15 protein-coding genes are annotated in these 16,022 nt (G+C 67.5%); 13 read left to right on the forward strand and 2 right to left on the reverse strand.

Features of this window, described 5'->3' with window-relative positions; all coding sequences use genetic code 11:
* The first annotated feature begins 176 nt into the window (after positions 1 to 176).
* The 5 genes from ACTMS2_RS20085 to ACTMS2_RS20105 all read left to right on the forward strand — a co-directional run bounded on the left by ACTMS2_RS20085 (position 177) and on the right by ACTMS2_RS20105 (position 7,700).
* Positions 177 to 908, forward strand: coding sequence for an NUDIX hydrolase (locus ACTMS2_RS20085; protein ID WP_101409329.1), 732 nt, complete (start codon positions 177 to 179; stop codon positions 906 to 908).
* Positions 905 to 2,056, forward strand: coding sequence for a 5'-methylthioadenosine/S-adenosylhomocysteine nucleosidase family protein (locus ACTMS2_RS20090; RefSeq protein ID WP_441176785.1), 1,152 nt, complete (start codon positions 905 to 907; stop codon positions 2,054 to 2,056). The genes ACTMS2_RS20085 and ACTMS2_RS20090 overlap by 4 nt, the downstream gene beginning before the upstream one ends.
* Entirely contained in the window at positions 2,053 to 4,062 is a 2,010-nt protein-coding gene (locus ACTMS2_RS20095; protein ID WP_441176786.1) for a hypothetical protein, read from the forward strand. The genes ACTMS2_RS20090 and ACTMS2_RS20095 overlap by 4 nt, the downstream gene beginning before the upstream one ends.
* A 539-nt stretch (positions 4,063 to 4,601) precedes the next feature.
* The gene (locus ACTMS2_RS20100; protein ID WP_441176787.1) at positions 4,602 to 5,810 is read left to right on the forward strand and encodes a site-specific integrase; all 1,209 of its coding nucleotides are present in this window, start codon (positions 4,602 to 4,604) and stop codon (positions 5,808 to 5,810) included.
* 1,197 nt (positions 5,811 to 7,007) lie between these two features.
* Positions 7,008 to 7,700 carry a hypothetical protein gene (locus ACTMS2_RS20105; RefSeq protein WP_441176788.1) on the forward strand — a complete coding sequence of 231 codons (693 nt, stop codon included), beginning with the start codon at positions 7,008 to 7,010 and terminating at the stop codon, positions 7,698 to 7,700.
* Positions 7,701 to 7,775: 75 nt separating this feature from the next.
* On the opposite strand, the gene ACTMS2_RS20110 is transcribed toward ACTMS2_RS20105, so the two are convergent.
* Both ACTMS2_RS20110 and ACTMS2_RS20115 read right to left on the reverse strand, forming a co-directional pair.
* The gene (locus ACTMS2_RS20110; protein WP_441176823.1) at positions 7,776 to 8,321 is read right to left on the reverse strand and encodes a cysteine hydrolase; all 546 of its coding nucleotides are present in this window, start codon (positions 8,319 to 8,321) and stop codon (positions 7,776 to 7,778) included.
* Positions 8,322 to 8,325: 4 nt separating this feature from the next.
* On the reverse strand, positions 8,326 to 9,492 hold the full coding sequence (locus tag ACTMS2_RS20115; RefSeq protein ID WP_441176790.1) for a hypothetical protein: 1,167 nt from the start codon (positions 9,490 to 9,492) through the stop codon (positions 8,326 to 8,328).
* Between the two features lie 736 nt (positions 9,493 to 10,228).
* Here ACTMS2_RS20115 and ACTMS2_RS20120 point away from each other — a divergent pair.
* From ACTMS2_RS20120 to ACTMS2_RS20155, 8 genes are all read left to right on the forward strand, one after another.
* Complete coding sequence (locus ACTMS2_RS20120; RefSeq protein WP_441176791.1) at positions 10,229 to 10,477, forward strand: DUF6284 family protein; 249 nt, start codon at positions 10,229 to 10,231, stop codon at positions 10,475 to 10,477.
* The gene (locus ACTMS2_RS20125; RefSeq protein ID WP_441176792.1) at positions 10,477 to 10,851 is read left to right on the forward strand and encodes an RRQRL motif-containing zinc-binding protein; all 375 of its coding nucleotides are present in this window, start codon (positions 10,477 to 10,479) and stop codon (positions 10,849 to 10,851) included. Before ACTMS2_RS20120 ends, ACTMS2_RS20125 begins: the two co-directional genes overlap by 1 nt.
* Positions 10,848 to 11,519 (forward strand): NUDIX domain-containing protein, encoded by a 672-nt coding sequence (locus tag ACTMS2_RS20130; RefSeq protein WP_441176793.1) that lies wholly within the window; start codon positions 10,848 to 10,850, stop codon positions 11,517 to 11,519. The genes ACTMS2_RS20125 and ACTMS2_RS20130 overlap by 4 nt, the downstream gene beginning before the upstream one ends.
* A gap of 172 nt (positions 11,520 to 11,691) precedes the next feature.
* Positions 11,692 to 12,588, forward strand: coding sequence for an ABC transporter permease (locus tag ACTMS2_RS20135; RefSeq protein WP_441176794.1), 897 nt, complete (start codon positions 11,692 to 11,694; stop codon positions 12,586 to 12,588).
* A 91-nt stretch (positions 12,589 to 12,679) separates the two neighbouring features.
* On the forward strand, positions 12,680 to 13,147 hold the full coding sequence (locus ACTMS2_RS20140; RefSeq protein ID WP_441176796.1) for a DUF3307 domain-containing protein: 468 nt from the start codon (positions 12,680 to 12,682) through the stop codon (positions 13,145 to 13,147).
* 28 nt (positions 13,148 to 13,175) lie between these two features.
* The gene (locus ACTMS2_RS20145; RefSeq protein ID WP_441176797.1) at positions 13,176 to 13,346 is read left to right on the forward strand and encodes a hypothetical protein; all 171 of its coding nucleotides are present in this window, start codon (positions 13,176 to 13,178) and stop codon (positions 13,344 to 13,346) included.
* Positions 13,347 to 13,433: 87 nt separating this feature from the next.
* On the forward strand, positions 13,434 to 13,634 hold the full coding sequence (locus ACTMS2_RS20150) for a hypothetical protein (RefSeq protein ID WP_441176798.1): 201 nt from the start codon (positions 13,434 to 13,436) through the stop codon (positions 13,632 to 13,634).
* Between the two features lie 95 nt (positions 13,635 to 13,729).
* On the forward strand, positions 13,730 to 15,931 hold the full coding sequence (locus ACTMS2_RS20155; protein ID WP_441176799.1) for a cell division protein FtsK: 2,202 nt from the start codon (positions 13,730 to 13,732) through the stop codon (positions 15,929 to 15,931).
* Positions 15,932 to 16,022: the final 91 nt, after the last annotated feature.

The following is a 16,022-nucleotide window of genomic DNA, read 5'->3' on the forward strand; positions in this document are numbered from 1 at the left end:
CGGGGCAGGGCCACCTGCTGGAGGGCATCCTGCAGGACCTGGCTGCCGCACCGGCACGGCGAACGCGTCAGTTGCACTCGTGGCACCTCTTGGTGATCGAGACACTACTCAAAGTGTCAGCCTTACGACAGCGCCGACCCCTTTTTGTCGGATCGACAAGAAGCTATGGTCGAGCGGTGCCCGATGACACCTGGGAACCACCCCTGATCCTGCTCGCTGTCGATCTCGTGATCCTCACCCTGCGCGGTGGTCGTCTAAACCTGCTTCTCGTGCGGCGCGGTGTTGAGCCGTTCGTCGGGCGGGCAGCGCTGCCTGGTGGGTTCCTCGCCGATGAGCGCGAGGACATTCTCAGCGCCGCCCGCCGGGAGCTGCGGGAGGAGGCGGGGCTCACCGACATCCCGCACCTGGAGCAGCTCGGTACATACGGCGACCCCGACCGTGACCCCCGTGGACGCGTCGTCTCCGTCGCCCACCTCGCCGTCGTGCCGCGCCTTCCCGAGCCCGTCTCTGGGACCGACGCCGCGGCCGCTGAGTGGACGCCAGTCGACGACGTACTGGCCGCGCGGGTACCGCTCGCCTTCGACCACTTGCGCATCGTCGTCGACGGGGTGGAGCGTGCTCGCTCCAAACTGGAGCACACGGACTTGGCGACGGCTTTCTGCCCGGAGGTCTTCACCCTCACAGAGCTGCAGCAGGTCTATGAGGCCGTCTGGGGCACCCCGCTCGATCCCCGCAACTTCTACCGCAAGGTCCAAGGCACGAAGGGCTTCGTAGTCCCCGCCGGTCCGCCCCGCGCCACGGGCACCGGCCGCCCGGCCCGCGTCTACCGCGCTGGTCCGCGCCGGAACCTCTACCCGCCCATGATCCGCACGGTTCCGACCGTCGCAGCCGGAGGAGACGAGAGATGACCAGACCCGTGGTCGTGCTCACCGCACTGGACCTCGAGTACAACGCAGTCCGCGAACGTCTCACGAAAGTCGAACCGCACATGCATCCGATGGGCACGCGCTTCGAGCGTGGCACCGTGACCGGAGGCTCCTGTGAGATCATTCTCGGCCTTGTCGGCAAGGGCAACCACCCCTCCGCCGTCATCGCCGAGCGCGCCATGACCGAGTTCGACCCGGAAGCGGTCATCTTCGCCGGCGTGGCCGGGGCGCTCTGGCCCTCCGTCGGCCTCGGCGATGTCGTCGTGGCCACCCACGTGTACGCCTATCACGGCGGCACCAGCGAGAGCGACGCTTTCCGCACCCGGCCTCGCGTGTGGGAGATCCCCCATGCCTGTGATCAGCTCGCCCGGCATCTTGAGCGGGAGCGAGGCTGGGCGCGGGGCCTCGCCGGAGGAGTGCCCAAGGTGCGGTTCGGCCCAATCGCCGCCGGAGAGGTCGTCCTCGACTCGGCGTCCTCGCCCGAGGCCGCGCGCATCCGTGATCACTACAACGACGCGTTGGCGGTGGAGATGGAGTCGGCCGGGGTCGCCCAGGCCGCCCACCTGAACCGCTCCCTGCCGGCCGTCGTCGTCCGCGGCATCAGCGACCGCGCCGACGGGACCAAGGTCCACACCGACGGCGAGAACTGGCAGCCGCGTGCCGCCGCCAACGCTGCGGCCTTCGCCCTCGCGCTCGCCCAGGAACTCGGGGCGCAGCATGGCTCCTCCCCTCGCCGTCCCCGGAAAGAAGCAGGTGATGCGTCGATGTCCGGCTCTGTCAGAAACGTCGCCAAGGGCAACGCTCACGTTGGATTTCAAGCACACACCGTTCACCACGCGACCGTCTACGGCGCGCCGGGCGGTGCGGGCGGGGAGACATTCCACGACCAGCTCGCGGACTTGCGCGCCTCGCTTCGTAAGTGCCATGAGGCGGGTGACGTGGACGCGGTCACCTACCGCGCGGCGGAGCAGGAGATGGACGCAGCCGCCGCCGACGTACCTCCGGCCGACGACGAGGCACGGAGCCGCGCGACCACGGCCCTGCGAAAGCTGCGCGGCCTGCTGCTGGACTGGACGGACCTCGCCACCCGGGTCGCGGGGCTCATGGCGGCTCTGCGGGACCTGCCATGAGCGCCGGACCGCAGGAGAGGACGTTCACCAACGTCGCGGACGGCAATGCCCGGGTGGGTTTCCAGGCCCAGGAGGTCCACATTGAGGGCGGATACCACGTCAGCGACGACGACCCGCCGGAGCGGCAGTTCGAGGTCGGCCTCCGCTACCTGGAGATCAGCGCCCCACCCGAGGCGAGAGAGCTGATCATGAAAGCCATCACCCGGGGCTATAGGAACTCCCGCGCCTACTTCTATCTGGCGCTTGCACTGTTGAGCGGCCGTACCCTGCAGAGCTTGCCGGACCAGGAACTCGCGCAGCTGGCACACGTCCGCCGCTGGGCGGCGCAGCGCTCCGAAGATCCCTGGGCCCGGGGCATCAACGCCGTCGGCTCGCTGCTGGACTCGCTGCCGCAGACTACGGCGGAAACTCCAGACCCAGCCGCGATCGGTGTAGTGGTCAAGGAGTTCGAATCGCTTAACCCGCCACTGCAGGAAAGCATCCTCAACCACCTCGAGGTTTTCCTGGCCGGCCCGCACCAGGACTGGACCTGGCAGAAGACGTTCGCGGCCGCCCGGCGGGACAGGACGGCCAACGACCGGGTGGAACGGGTCTGGAAGTTCTTCCAGCCCAAGCCGATCCCTCCCAGGCCGGTTCCGCCGCGCCCGATCCGCACCGACGCGGCGGACTATCTACGCGCCCTCGGCGGCTCGGCACTGCTCCTCATCACGGGTTTCGCGGTGGTCCAGTACGCCTGGGCCCACTCATGGCTTCGCTCAGCCGGCTACCTGATGGTGGTTCTTGCAGCCGTCGTCGTCGCGGTCCGGGCCGGATTCACGATCAGGCTGGCTCGGCATCGACGCCAGGCAGCCCGCCAGCGCCTCACCTTCACACCCCGGCGTGCTCCCACACAGTCCGACCGGTTCGCCTCAGCGATGGACTCCTTGTTCGACCGCTACTTCGGGCGGTACCTGCCGCCGGACATAGCCCGGGAGATGTGGCTGGCTGAGACGGCCGGCATCCGGCAGACCCTCCGTAACGAGCTGGTCGAGCTGTACCGGGAGCAACCGGTCGACGCCAAGCGTGTCGCCTGGCTAGTGAGATTCCTCGCCAGCGACGTCAAGCGGCAGTGGCTCAGCGGTGAGCTGACCGCAGATCCCGAGGACTCCCGAGTGCCATCCTCGACGCGGACCGCCTTCGGCACCGCAGTGTTCGCCCTGGTGGTTACCGGGCCGCTGCTGCTGTGGCAGGCCCTCGTCGAGGCGCCGTTCACGACGGTGATCGCGACGGCCGGAATCGTGGCCGGGGCCCGGCTCGCCATCCAGGGCTGGCTCGCGATCCTCCTCGAGGGCCACCGCTACCGGGACGACATAGACCGGGTCCGGCGCGACTACGAGGACCGGCGCGCGGCGTACGACAGGTGGGTGCGCAAGTTGGAATCGAAGCCGACCGACGCTGAGATGGCGCACTGGCTCGACTGCGACCGCAAGATCCTGGTCGAGGACACGCTGCGGCACTACCGCGTGGCCGCGCAGGACGTGATAGCGCACGCCTTCATCGAGGCGCCCGTGCCCGGGTGCAAGCGGGCCCGGGTCAGCAAGGGACCCTGGCGCTACTCGCGATACAAACTTCTCCTCTTCCTGCTCACCAAGGACGGGGTCCGCCAGGTCACGGTCACCCTCGACTTCGAAACCATGGAATTCGGCGATCGGCAGCGTCTCACCTACCAGTACAACTCGGTCGTGGCGGCGCACGTCGTGGATGCCCGCAACGGCGAGAAAAAGCTCTCCCTTACCCTGACGAACAATCCCCGGGACGAGCTGACGATCACCGGTGAGTGGCCAGGCATGCCGGAACTCGGCGACGACGACCGCATCGCCTCCAAGGTCTCGCTCGACGCCTCGGGCCTCGAACGCACCCTGCACGTGCTAGAGGGCATCGCTGCCGAAGGCAAGGAATGGATCACCCACGAGAACCGCCGAGAACGCGCCGGCCTCCGGCGGCTCGTCGCCGCGATGGAGGGCTGACAAATGCGATGCTGCTCGGCGCGGGGGTCAGAGTCGGGCAGCACTGCGGTTCGGGATGCTGCGGGGTGGTGCTCGGTGACACGGACGTCATCGATCCAGCCTCGCTCAGGGGTCAGCCGGCTGGTCCTGCGGACCTGCTACGGACGTTAGTGCCGACACCTGCCGAAGGGTTGGTGATGTCGGCTAGCTGTCGGCCCGGCACCTAGCGCTGACCCAGGGTCCGGGCGCGAAGAGGCCGCCACACCACTGCCCCAACCGGATTGCCCTCAGAACAGTAGAAGCGCGTCGAACTCCGGTTCTTCGTCCCTGCTGGCCATGACACCGCGGCTGCCGCTCAGACGGCGGCGGCCCGCAGGACCATCGCCCACCACCTCCTCCCCCCGCCACTCGTGCACGCCGGGGGAGTGCTTCATCCTTGACGGATCGACAAGTAGGACCGTCACAAGCAGGGAGGACATACGGGGTTGTCGCGATGCTGTCGCAGCCGAGCGGGGCAATGGTAGAGGTGGCAGAAGTTCACCTCTACCGAGGAGGACATCATGAGACAGAACCCGAACCGGGGCCGCGTCTACCGCTGCTGCGCCTGTCGTGATAGCACCGGCCGACTACTCGGCCCCCGGTGCCCCAAGCTGTCCAAGGCGCGGCACGGCGGCTGGGCGTTCGCCGTCGACCTGCCGAGCCTGAACAAGCGCAGCACCATGCGCCGTACCGGTTTCGCCACCAAGGCGGCGGCCTCGGCGGCCCACTCCCATGTGCTTGAGTGCGAGCGCGCCGGTGTCAGCCTCGACGACAGCGAGACGATCGCCAGCTACCTCACCTGCTGGCTTGAGACCAAGTCCCCGAGCCTCAAGACGAACACCGTGAACCGCTACACCGCCTACATCCACAACGACCTCATCCCCGCGCTCGGCGCCGTGCCCTTGGAGCGGCTCACTCACGACCACGTCACCCAGTTCATCCAGCGTGAGCTCGCCGCCGGCCGCGGCCCGGTCACCCTGCGCCGCTGCGTGACGACCCTGTCGAGCGCGCTCAACGACGCCCGCCGCAACCACCGGCTGCCCCACAACGCCGCCCGTTTCGCCATGATCCCCCGACCACCGGAACCCGAGCTCACCTGCTGGAGCACCAGCCAGACAAGCGCGTTCCTGCGGCACTGCCACGCCGTTGAGGATCCGCTCGCTGACCTGTTCGAGTTGATGGTCTGCACCGGGATGCGCAAAGGCGAGACTCTGGGCCTGCACTGGGCCGATGTGGACCTCGATGCGCGGGCACTGTTCGTGCGCTGGACGTTGGTCAGCGTCAACAACAGCCGCAGCATGTTGAACGCGCCCAAGACCCACGGCAGCCGGGCCTGGGTCGCCCTGTCCACCCGCGCCGTCGACGCATTGCAGCGGCAACGCCGCCGCCAATGCCGGCAACAGGTGACCGCCCGCCATCACGACAATCTCGACCTCGTGTTCGCCAGACCCGATGGACAACCCCTACGGCCGCAGTACGTGCTCGACCACCTGCGCCGCCTCACCGCCGACGCCGGGCTTCCGGCAATTCGGGTGCACGACCTGCGACACATCGCCGCCACGATCATGATCAACCAAGGGGTGCCGATCGCCGTGGTATCCAAGACGCTGCGCCACAGGAACGTGGCCACCACCGTCGACATCTACGGCCACCTCACCCGCGACGCCGCCGCCAACGGCGTGAGCGCCACCTGCGCGGCCCTCGACGCGGCCGACGCCCGGGCCGCCTGAGCTGCACTGCAAGATCCGTGCGTAGATGCGACAGCAACGCGACAACACAGCCCTGAAACAACCACCGGGGATATGCCTCTGTCGGCATATCCCCTGGTCAGATGCGTCGGGACGGCCGGATTCGAACCGACGACCCCTTGACCCCCAGACGCTTCGGTAAGCGTTCCCGCACGTCACACACGCTATCCGCAAGATCAGACCGTGCAGCCGACGACGTGCCGCGCAGCATCGCGCACGCCGTGTGGTCCCCATCTGGTCCCCGGGACGCTGACACGCTCGACGACCGCAGCAGTTCCGGAAGCTCTTCCCGCCGGACGCCTTCCAGCCGTCAGCTAACGACTCGCCTTCATGACGGGCAGCTGTTCCACAGAATGCCCTCCTGCCTGCCCCCGCGCTGCGAGGACTGGCTTCCGAACCCCCGCGACGGTGCATCGCACCGTTACCCTACTGCTATGCAGCCGGGACCTCCCCCTATCGAAGTTACCGTTCAGAGTGCTAGCCCGTTCTCTTGGGTTACGGTCCTAACCTTATTCATCGCCCTTAGCGCACTATTGGTCAGCCTCATGCAATATCGCGCGAACCTCAGAGAACACATGAGGAATCAACCGAACGTCTCTGCAAAAGTCATGTATGTCAGCAACCTGGTGACCGGAGAATCCCGGGATGGACATAAGGCGGTCTTGGTTAGCCTCTCCAACTCTGGTCGAGCAGCGACGCAGGTGAGATCGATCATAATCGAATCCCGCAGCCCAGACGGCACGCTTCAAGTCATGTTGAACGGGATGCATCACCTGTTAGAGTCGAGGGACCCGCTACCCTTTAAGCTGGAAAGCAACCACTCCGGCTCTTGGATGATTGATGGCCGAAACCTGCGCGGCGATTCCGTGAACGTGATGATCGAATTAGGCGCCGGCGCACCGATTTCCGTAACTGCTAAGCTGAATGATCTCGCACCTTCGAGAGGTGGCCGGAAGGCAAAAAGAAATGTATTTCGTGCAGCGAAAAGCCTATCAACTGTCACCAGTCGCACAATTTCAGCAGTTACTAAGGCATTAAGATCACTTCCACGTGTTGTGCGTGGAAAAGTTAGACGGGACCGGAGTTGAATCATCACGTCGCCGCCACCTAAACGTCGACATCCCACGCCTACAAAAGCGGTGAAAAGAACGTTGCGCACCTCATGTATAATGACCGTCCATGACCGACACTCCCTTTAATATAGCAACTATTGTATTGTCAGTCTTGGCGCTAGTTGTGGCGACTCTCGCGGCTCGATACGGCCGAGCCGCACTCTTTCCAGGCAAGCGCGAACTCCGAATCTACTGGATTCCCCCAACGCCACTAGTTGCAAGCAGCGGAACCAAGCCGGTGTCAATGCTATTTGAGATCGAGAACAGGGTTCTACAGAACCCCTACCTGACTCACATTGAATTGCACGTTGGCGGTCGACATGACATTAAGTCGAGTGACTTCGATCAAAATAAGCCAATTACCCTGAACTTCGACACCACTGCCACCCTAGTTACATCATCTTCGGAGCTGGCAAGCGCCATTTCTTCGGAGGGTGCCCACGTCAACATTAACCCCTCCCTTCTCAGAAGAGGGACACAGCTCAGCTTCGACGTCGTGACTGAAAGCGCTCCCGCTACGATAACTTCCTCAGACCATCTAATTGACACTCAAGTTACCATCACTCGGCAGCCAACCATTGCGCAAGCCCACAAAAAACTCCTTCGGGAGTGGAGAAACCTCACCCTAGGGTCGACCGCTGTTGCACTACTTGCACTCGCGATGAATGCAGTCACCCTCAGAGAGTGGAACAAATCAACTGACCGCTGGCTAGAAATCACTAACAATTGGCATAAACTCGCCGAAATTTGCGGCTTGTAGGACTTGCAGCATTACCCATCGACGCTTGATGCCTAGACACTCGCCTAATGCCGAACACCCCCGACGAAATCTCGTTTACGGGCTGGTAAGCTCATCGGGAATGTCGGCCAGCCCGATAACCTGCCCAGGTCCGATGAACCGTCGCGCGACTAGAAGACCCGCCTCGTGCGCCTCAGCACCAGCGTGACTTGCCGAGGCATCCGCAATAAGCCAAGGCGTGAAGTCGTGTTCGAATGCGTCTACGGCCCCCTTCAGGACACAGCTTTCAGTGGCAATCCCACAGAAGTAGAACTCTTCCCATCCGTGCCGTTTGAATAGCGCCAGACCTTCAGAGGTGAATGGGCTGTAGATTCTCTTGTCAAGAACCACACCCTGATCCGCATACGAACACAACTCAGACACAAAATCAATATCGGGGGATGACTGAAGCCGTTGCCAGTTGAAGAAGCGCTCGAAAGGACTGCCCGGATAGTTCAGGTACCGGGTGAAAAGCGTGTCGCCGCCGGCTACCTGCCAACGGCGCACCAGGTCAACAACAACAGGAACGATGTGCGCTGATTGCTCTCGCACGAAGCCGTTTTGCATGTCGGTCACGACAAGCACAGGGCGACCCGATGTCATTGGATTAACCTCGATCCGTCTCACGGAGAGTTTCGATGGCTTGGTCTAGGGCTGGCATTAGGTCACACGTCCGCAGAATCGCCCGACGCATCGCCTGATGCTGCCCGGGCTCACGCAGGCGGGAAATAGTGAGGCGGGAGCGCACTCCCCGAAGGTAGCGCCATCCATACTCGGACGGTACCCGTGGGTCCCGCCCCTGCTCTACCTGACGGGCGATCGCGTCGCTATATGCCCACATGGATTGGATCGCTAGCTCGCAGGAGATTACCTCAGCCTCCGTCAAGGAACGCTCGGCTGAGATCGGGTGGTAGACGACGCCGGACCATGAGGCGTAACCCACTGAAATGCCCTGCAAGCCGAACGACTCGATGCCTACGTGGTCGTACGCCTCGGATAGCAACGACTGCTCGATCAGTTCGGCGTGCGCCAGGTGTTCGTCATCCATAGGGCGGTCCCGGTGCAGCAACACCTTCGGCGTCGACATGATACGTAGCGCGGTTCCTAGCAGGTCTGCCGGCCACGCTGGCTCAACAACCCAGTGAGCACCAAGGACATACACCGCAGACTCATCTTCGACTGGCGCAATGGGCGCGAGGTACTCGATAGCCCAATTGATGTTGTCGCCATACGAGGCGACCCGCCACGCGGCCAGCGCCGCAATCGTGGACAACTGTACAGGCTCGACAAGGTGGAAGACCACGGAACCGCACGGCCAAACGTAGAGGGTGCAGTCGCCTTCCGGGTGCTCGACGGGTGCTGAGTAGCAGGTGTGCCACTCCCCCACGGCTGGCGCGCAGCCTGCGGCCTCCCGCAGCCGGGCAGCGCCATCAGCGCCGACGAACGCCGTCACGAACTTGTGGGATCGCGCCGAGAAGTGCGGCCGGTCCTGAGCGCCACTGGTCAGCTCACCGAAAAGATCGTGGGGCTTCGCTCCGTACGCCAGGCAGTAGAGCTGCCGGTAGATCGGGTCGGTGACCGCAACGCGCCCGGTCTCGTGGCGGTACATCGCCTTCTCGATGGCCTCGACGGTGGGCGTCTCCCGGATGCCGCGCTGCTGGCCGACGCGGTGCAGCTCTCGCGCCGCTCGCTTGCGCGACTCCCAGCCGGCCGCCTTTCGACGGTTGACCAGCACAAGGTTTGGCTTGAACTGCCGAGGGACCTCAGTGGACATACCCCATGTCCTTACGTGTCCGTGCGTAGGAGATGCCCGAAACGACGCCGGCCAGGCAGTCTCATTGGCAGGCGAGCAAGGTGCCGCCGCAGACGGGAGCCGAGGAGGGGAGGCACCAGATGATCCGACCTAGCCGGTGGTACCTCTGCGTGGCCTCTCGGCCTGCCACTTTCGGATGGTCTCGGGTTGCCAGGCCGGGGACCGGCCGAACATCCGATCGGGTGCGGGTGCCTGCCCCCGCGAGACGTAAGAAGCCCAGGTTGCACGACTGATCGGGGCACCTACCGAAGCGAGGTAGGTGCGTACGTGGTCCGTCGTCCACCAGTCGGCGGGCAGGTCTGCGTCAGTCATCAGTACAAGCCTACGCGGTATGGGTGCTTGCTCGAATACAACTTGACGCTGTAGCGTCACGAATACAACGCCACGTTGTATCGGCCGGATGGCTCGGGGGACGACGGCACACGTTGCCGCACGCCCATGAGACGCCGGATCAGGCCGTTCATTGACAACTCCACAGCGACAGGAATGAGCACGCGTGAAGCCGCCGAGCGGCACTCCCTGCCTTGAACCACCTGGTGGTCGACCCCGGTATGTCCCGGGCGAGCGGGGCGAGCGAAGCGGATAGCGCGTGCTGCACAACCTCGGTTTCCGGGCTGGTGGCGCGGCTGCTACTCGGTCGCGCACCGGCTCGGCTCCGAGGGACCCCCGCTGTTTTGACCTGTACCGGAGGTTCCCCGTGCGAACGAAGCTCACCCCCGTCACCGCCGAGCCGACCGCCGCCGACCTGGCCGCGATCGACGCGGAGTGGCCGCTGATCGCGGCCGAACTGGACGTGCTCGACGCCGAAATCACGATGTTCTACGCCGAGGACCACGGCGGCCCGACCGTCCTGGACTGGCGGCGGCTGCGCCGGGCCGAGGCGCGCGTCACCCGTGCTGCCGCCGAGCTGGCCGCCGACATCGCCGGTCCGCACCGCGCGGCCTGATGTCGCGCATCCGCGCCGCCTACCACGACCCGGACGGGGCGCGGTACGGCATCCCTACCTACTGGTGGCGCGGTGCTCCCGCCGGCTACGCCACCCGCCGCCAACTACGCGCCGCCGGCCTACGGCCCGGTGGTCAGCCGATCGCCGCTCAGGTGCTCTGGCAAGGGGTCGGCGGTACCCGCGCCGCCTACCTGTACCGGGTCGACCTGGCCCGTCCCAAGCGCACCGCGACCCCCGCCCAGCTGCGAGCGGTCCGCGCCGCGCTGACCGCCCGCCGCACCTGCCGCATCTGCCGCCAGGTGCGGCCGTACTACATCCCGCGCTCGCTCGGCGAGTGCCTCGAATGCGCCCACCCCATGGAGGCCGCCGCATGACCCGCACCTACACCCACCCGAGCGTTCTGGACGGCATCGCCGCCGGAGCCGAGTGGGCCGACCCGACCATGGACCCCACCGCCATCGACTGGACCGCCCGCCGTGCCGCCGCCGCGATCCCGTTCCCGCTGGTCGACGGGCGCCCGGTCAACCCGTACGCGCCGACCGGCATCCGCTACGGCCGCAACCAGCTCGGCCACTGGGGCGAGCAGGTCTGCGCCGACGCCCTGGTATCGCTCTACGACACCAACCGGCACCGCTGGATCGTCATGGTGGAGCGCGGCGACGGCCACGGCTGGGCGCTGCCCGGCGGCTACGTCGACCCCGGCGAGACGCCGGCCGACGCCGCCGTGCGGGAACTGGCCGAGGAAACCGGCCTGCCCCTTCCCGATGCCCCCTGGCACCTGTCGGCCCCGCGCTACGTGCCCGACCCCCGCGCCTCGGACGAGGCATGGATGGTCACCGTCCTTGCCCGCACCTGGATCGGCCACCACCGCCGCGGCGACTTCCCGCCGGTCACCGGCGCGGACGACGCCCGCCGGGCGCTGTGGCTGCCCGCCGACGACTACGACGTGCTCGCCGACTACCTGGCCGACGCCTACGACGGTCAGGTGTTCCCCGCCCACCGTGACCTGCTCGCCGACGAATTGGACGAGGTGACCCGGTGACCGCGCGGGAGCCGCAGCGGACCCGCAAGCCGGTGTCCGGCAGCGGCGACGTGTTCAAGTCCGCCGGCCGTGGTGGCTTCACCGGCTCCGCGAAGGCGGGCCGCACATGGGGCGTCAGTGAACACCGCCCCTACTCCACCCCTCGACCCGCTACCCGAAAGGACACCACCCGATGACCGCCCCCACGATCAACGGCACCCGCTACCCGCAGCCGGTAGACGCCCTCCTGCCGGCCGCCCGCGCCCTGGACCTGCCCGACGGTCAGCAGTTCCCGTCGCGTAACCGGCTGATGCGGGAGTTCCACATCGGTGCGCCGAAGGCTGACGACCTGCTCGCCCGGCTCAAGGCCGAGCACGCCCAGCGCACCCGCACCGAGCAGATCCGTACGGCGATGATCGTCCGGGGTGCTCTGCTGCCCCTCGACGCCTCCCGGACCGACCTCGCCGAGGCGGCCCCGGTGCCGCTGGACTACGCCGAGCCGATCGGCCCGCACCCGGCCCCCGCCCCGGTCGCACCCGAGCACACCCCGCCGACCGACCCGGCACCGGCCGCCTGGGCGAAGATCACGCCCGCCGAGCAGGTCGAGCAGGTCACGGTGGTCGGTCACCCGGACACGCCCACCCCGCCCGCATCGTCCGAGCCGGTCCGACCGGCGGTGGTGTGGCCCGTGATCCTGCTGGCGCTGCCCGCGTTCGTGGCGATCTGGTCCGGCTGGGTCGGACTCGGCGGACTCACCGGGTTCGGCGTGGTGCACCCGCTGCCCGGCATCGCGGACGGGTTCAGCATCAACACCGCGATCACCCTGCCGATCGGTGTCGAGACCTACGGCGCGTACGCCCTGTACGTGTGGCTGTCCGGTCGGGTGCCGGATGCGGCGCGACGGTTCGCCAAGTGGTCCGCCCTCGGCTCACTCGCCGTCGGCGCGCTCGGCCAGGTCGCCTATCACCTGCTCGTCGCTGCCGGCATCGAATCGGCCCCGTGGTGGATCACCACCGCCGTCGCGTGCCTCCCCGTCGCGGTGCTCGGCATGGGCGCCGCCCTCGCGCACCTCGTGCGCACCCACGACTAGCTATGCCCGGCGGCACGGCCCCTGGCTCGCAACCTGCGCCGTGCCGCCGGCCCTCACCCCTCAGCCCAAACGACCTCAGGAGAGACCACCCATGTTCGCAGACCCCACCGGCCGCCACGCCGCCGCGTTCGCCGCCGTGTTCGTCGCCCTCTACGTCGCCCACCAGGTCGCCGACCACTGGGTGCAAACCCAGCACCAAGCCGACTGCAAGGGCCAGCCCGGCTGGACCGGCCGCATCGCCTGCGCCACCCACGTCACCACCTACACCCTCACCGCCCTACTGGCCCTCGTCTTCCTGGTGGCCAGTACCGGCCTGCGGCTCGACCCGTCCGCCGTGGCGGTCGGGCTGACCATCTCGGCCGTCTCCCACTACGTCGCCGACCGACGCACCCCGCTCCAGCGCATCGCCGCTGCCCTTGGCTCGGCCCGCTTCTACGCCCTCGGCGCACCCCGACCCGGCCGCGACGACAACCCGTCACTTGGCACCGGCGCCTACGCCCTCGACCAGTCCTGGCACATCGGCTGGCTGTTCATCGCCGCCCTCTTCTGCGCCGCCTAACCCACCCCACACGAAGGAGAAAGCCCTGATGGCAAGCATCTCGATCGGATCCAGCGGCGGGCGCATCACCACCGGCAACTCCCAGTTGTGGTGCCCAGCCTGCGGCAACGAAAGCAACTGGCGCGACATCACCGCCGACAACCAGCGCACTCACGCGACCTGCGGCGACTGCGGCAACCGCATCTCCGTCAAGAGCTGACCGCTCCCGTCGTCACCGGCTCATCACCCAGTGACGCGCGGAAGCCGCCAGACCCCCTGGACGGCCCAACCGAAGGAGCACCCCGCCATGGGCAAGCGCACCAACGTCGCCTCCGGCAGCGACCGCGTCGCCGTGCAGGCCGGTGAGGTCACCGGCCGCCGCGACACCAGCAAGACCCCCAAGGACACCGGCACCAAGCCGGGCCGGACCGAGAACACCGTCACCGGTAACGCCCGCGTCGGCATCCAGGCCGACACCGTGACCGGCCCCATCCGCATCCGCTTCTGACCCGGCCCGGCGGCGCGGCCCCTGGCGACCAACCTGCGCCGCGCCGCCGGCCCTCAACCCCCGACCCTGACGGATCAGTTGGAGGAACACCCATCATGACGTCCCCCCACGATGACGACCGATTCGACTGGCAGGCTGCCGAAGCCGACATCACCGGCCCGGATGCGGAGGTGGTCGACCTGGACGCCGCCCGCGCCGCCCGCACCACCGACCCCGACCACGACGGCGACGGCGACGGCGACGGCGACGGCGACGGCGGGCCGGTGCTGGTCGACTCGCCCGCCGCGCAGAAGTCCCCGCGGTTCACCCTCTCGGGTGTGCGCGCCGGGCAGCGCCGGCCGATCCTGCCCGCGTGGCTGCGGTCGCGCGCCGAGCTGCGCGACGTGATGCGGTGGGCGGTGGGACACCTGCTGCACACCACCGCCTACCACGCCACCCGCCTACCGAAGTATGGCGGCAAGTTGCTGCTGCGCGCCCCGGCCGGCATGGTCCGCCTGGCGTCCGGCGCGACCCGGTGGCTGTTCGACTGGGAAGGCGAGCAACTGCGGCAGTCGACCTCCCAGACCCGCGACGGAGAGCTGTACCTAAAGCTGTCGCGCCAGCGTGACCGGCGGGTGCGGTGGCGCGGCATCGTCGCCACCTTCACCCTCGCCATCACCCTTGCCGGTGGCGTCGCGGTGGCGTTCGCGCCGCCCTGGTCCCGGTGGGCAGTCCTCGCCATGCTGGTCACCCTGTGTGGGATGTTCGGTCAGCCGGCCGACAAGCCGCTGCTCGACACCGCCGTGGTCATCCCCCGCGTCGCCCGCCTCACCTCCGATGTGGTGGTGCGCGCCCTGGCCGTGCTCGGCATCTCCGGCATCACCCAAGCCATCGCCAAGCAGGGCAACCGGGCAATCGCCTTCACCGCACCGATCGTCCGCGACGGCCCCGGCTGGCGAGCCGACATCGACCTACCCCCGGGCGTCACGGCCGGGGACGTGATCGAGCGCCGTGACCGGCTCGCCGCCGGCCTCACCCGCCCCCTCGGCTGCGTGTGGCCGGAGGGACAGCCGGAGGTGCACCCGGGCCGGCTGCTGCTGTGGGTGGGCGACCAGGACATGGCCGCCACCCCGCCGAAGCCGTGGCCGCTGCTCAAGACCACGGGCGGGTTTGACCTGGGGCGGCCGGTGCCGTTCGGCACCGACCCGCGCGGCCGGGTCATCTCCTTCGAACTGCCGTACACGAACGTGCTGATCGGATCGATCCCCGGCTATGGCAAGACGGCCGCCACGCAGGTGCCGATGCTCGCCGCCGCTCTCGACCCGTACGCGGAACTGTGGTGCTTCGACTTCAAGGGCACCGGCGGCCTCGACCCGTTGGAGAAGGTGTCGGCGCGGTATGCGTCGGGGCAGGACGACGACACCGCCGAAGAGGGCCTGTTGGCGTTGCGGGAGCTGCGCAAGGAGTGCCAGCGTCGCGCCGCCGTCATCAAGGGACTCCCGAAGGCGGTGTGCCCGGACAACAAGGTCACCCCGGAGTTGGCCCGCCGCAAGAAGCTGGGTCTTCACTGGCTGGTGGTGGCCCTGGACGAGGTGCAGGAGCTGTTCTCGCACCCGGAGTTCGGCAAGGAAGCCGGCGAGCTGGCCGAGAAAATCATCAAGCTCGGCCGTGCCCTGGGCGTCATCCTCGTCGTGGCCACCCAGCGGCCGGACGCGAAGAGCCTGCCCACCGGCGTCAGCGCGAACGCCGGTACGCGATTCTGCCTGCGCGTGATGGGTCAGATCGAGAACGACATGATCCTCGGCACCTCGGCCTACAAGAACGGCATCCGGGCAACCATGTTCGCCAAGAAGGACAAGGGCGTCGGCTACCTCGTCGGCGCGGCCGACGACGCGCAAATCGTGCGCACCTTCTACGTCGACGGCCCCACCGCCGAGAAGATCACCGACCGGGCACGCGCCCTACGCGAGGCAGCCGGCACCCTGACCGGCCACGCCATCGGACAGGCGACGCCGACCCCGGCGACCCGCCGGGACACCCTGCTCGACGACATCCTCACCGTCGTCCCGGCGACCGAGGGCAAGGTGTGGGCCGAGACGCTCACCGAACGCCTGGCCGACCTCAACGCCGACGCGTACGGCGACCTGACCCGCGATCAGCTCACGGCAGCGCTCAAGCCGTACGGCATCACCACCGGGCAGGTGTGGGGCACCGACCCCGCGACCGGCAAGGGCGCCAACCGGCGTGGCATCGAACGGCAGCACATCGCCGATGCGGTCGCGGAGCGTCACAAGCGGCGCGGCGACAAAGCCGCCTAACCCGGACAGCCGCAGGTTGCTAGGTCTAGCGGCACCCCCCGCTAGACCTAGCACCCCCGCTAGCAACCCACACCAACCCTGGCCAGCGCCC

The organism is Micromonospora sp. SD12, assembly GCF_052068495.1.
Classification (GTDB): domain Bacteria; phylum Actinomycetota; class Actinomycetes; order Mycobacteriales; family Micromonosporaceae; genus Micromonospora; species Micromonospora echinofusca.

Excerpts from the sequence above, each read along its gene's own strand:
- ACTMS2_RS20090 (WP_441176785.1), top strand. The coding sequence starts at position 905 with ATGACCAGACCCGTGGTCGTGCTCACCGCACTGGACCTCGAGTACAAC.
- ACTMS2_RS20095 (WP_441176786.1), top strand. The coding sequence starts at position 2,053 with ATGAGCGCCGGACCGCAGGAGAGGACGTTCACCAACGTCGCGGACGGC.
- ACTMS2_RS20100 (WP_441176787.1), top strand. The coding sequence starts at position 4,602 with ATGAGACAGAACCCGAACCGGGGCCGCGTCTACCGCTGCTGCGCCTGT.
- ACTMS2_RS20105 (WP_441176788.1), top strand. The coding sequence starts at position 7,008 with ATGACCGACACTCCCTTTAATATAGCAACTATTGTATTGTCAGTCTTG.
- ACTMS2_RS20110 (WP_441176823.1), bottom strand. The coding sequence starts at position 8,321 with ATGACATCGGGTCGCCCTGTGCTTGTCGTGACCGACATGCAAAACGGC.
- ACTMS2_RS20115 (WP_441176790.1), bottom strand. The coding sequence starts at position 9,492 with ATGTCCACTGAGGTCCCTCGGCAGTTCAAGCCAAACCTTGTGCTGGTC.
- ACTMS2_RS20125 (WP_441176792.1), top strand. The coding sequence starts at position 10,477 with ATGTCGCGCATCCGCGCCGCCTACCACGACCCGGACGGGGCGCGGTAC.
- ACTMS2_RS20130 (WP_441176793.1), top strand. The coding sequence starts at position 10,848 with ATGACCCGCACCTACACCCACCCGAGCGTTCTGGACGGCATCGCCGCC.
- ACTMS2_RS20135 (WP_441176794.1), top strand. The coding sequence starts at position 11,692 with ATGACCGCCCCCACGATCAACGGCACCCGCTACCCGCAGCCGGTAGAC.
- ACTMS2_RS20140 (WP_441176796.1), top strand. The coding sequence starts at position 12,680 with ATGTTCGCAGACCCCACCGGCCGCCACGCCGCCGCGTTCGCCGCCGTG.
- ACTMS2_RS20145 (WP_441176797.1), top strand. The coding sequence starts at position 13,176 with ATGGCAAGCATCTCGATCGGATCCAGCGGCGGGCGCATCACCACCGGC.
- ACTMS2_RS20150 (WP_441176798.1), top strand. The coding sequence starts at position 13,434 with ATGGGCAAGCGCACCAACGTCGCCTCCGGCAGCGACCGCGTCGCCGTG.
- ACTMS2_RS20155 (WP_441176799.1), top strand. The coding sequence starts at position 13,730 with ATGACGTCCCCCCACGATGACGACCGATTCGACTGGCAGGCTGCCGAA.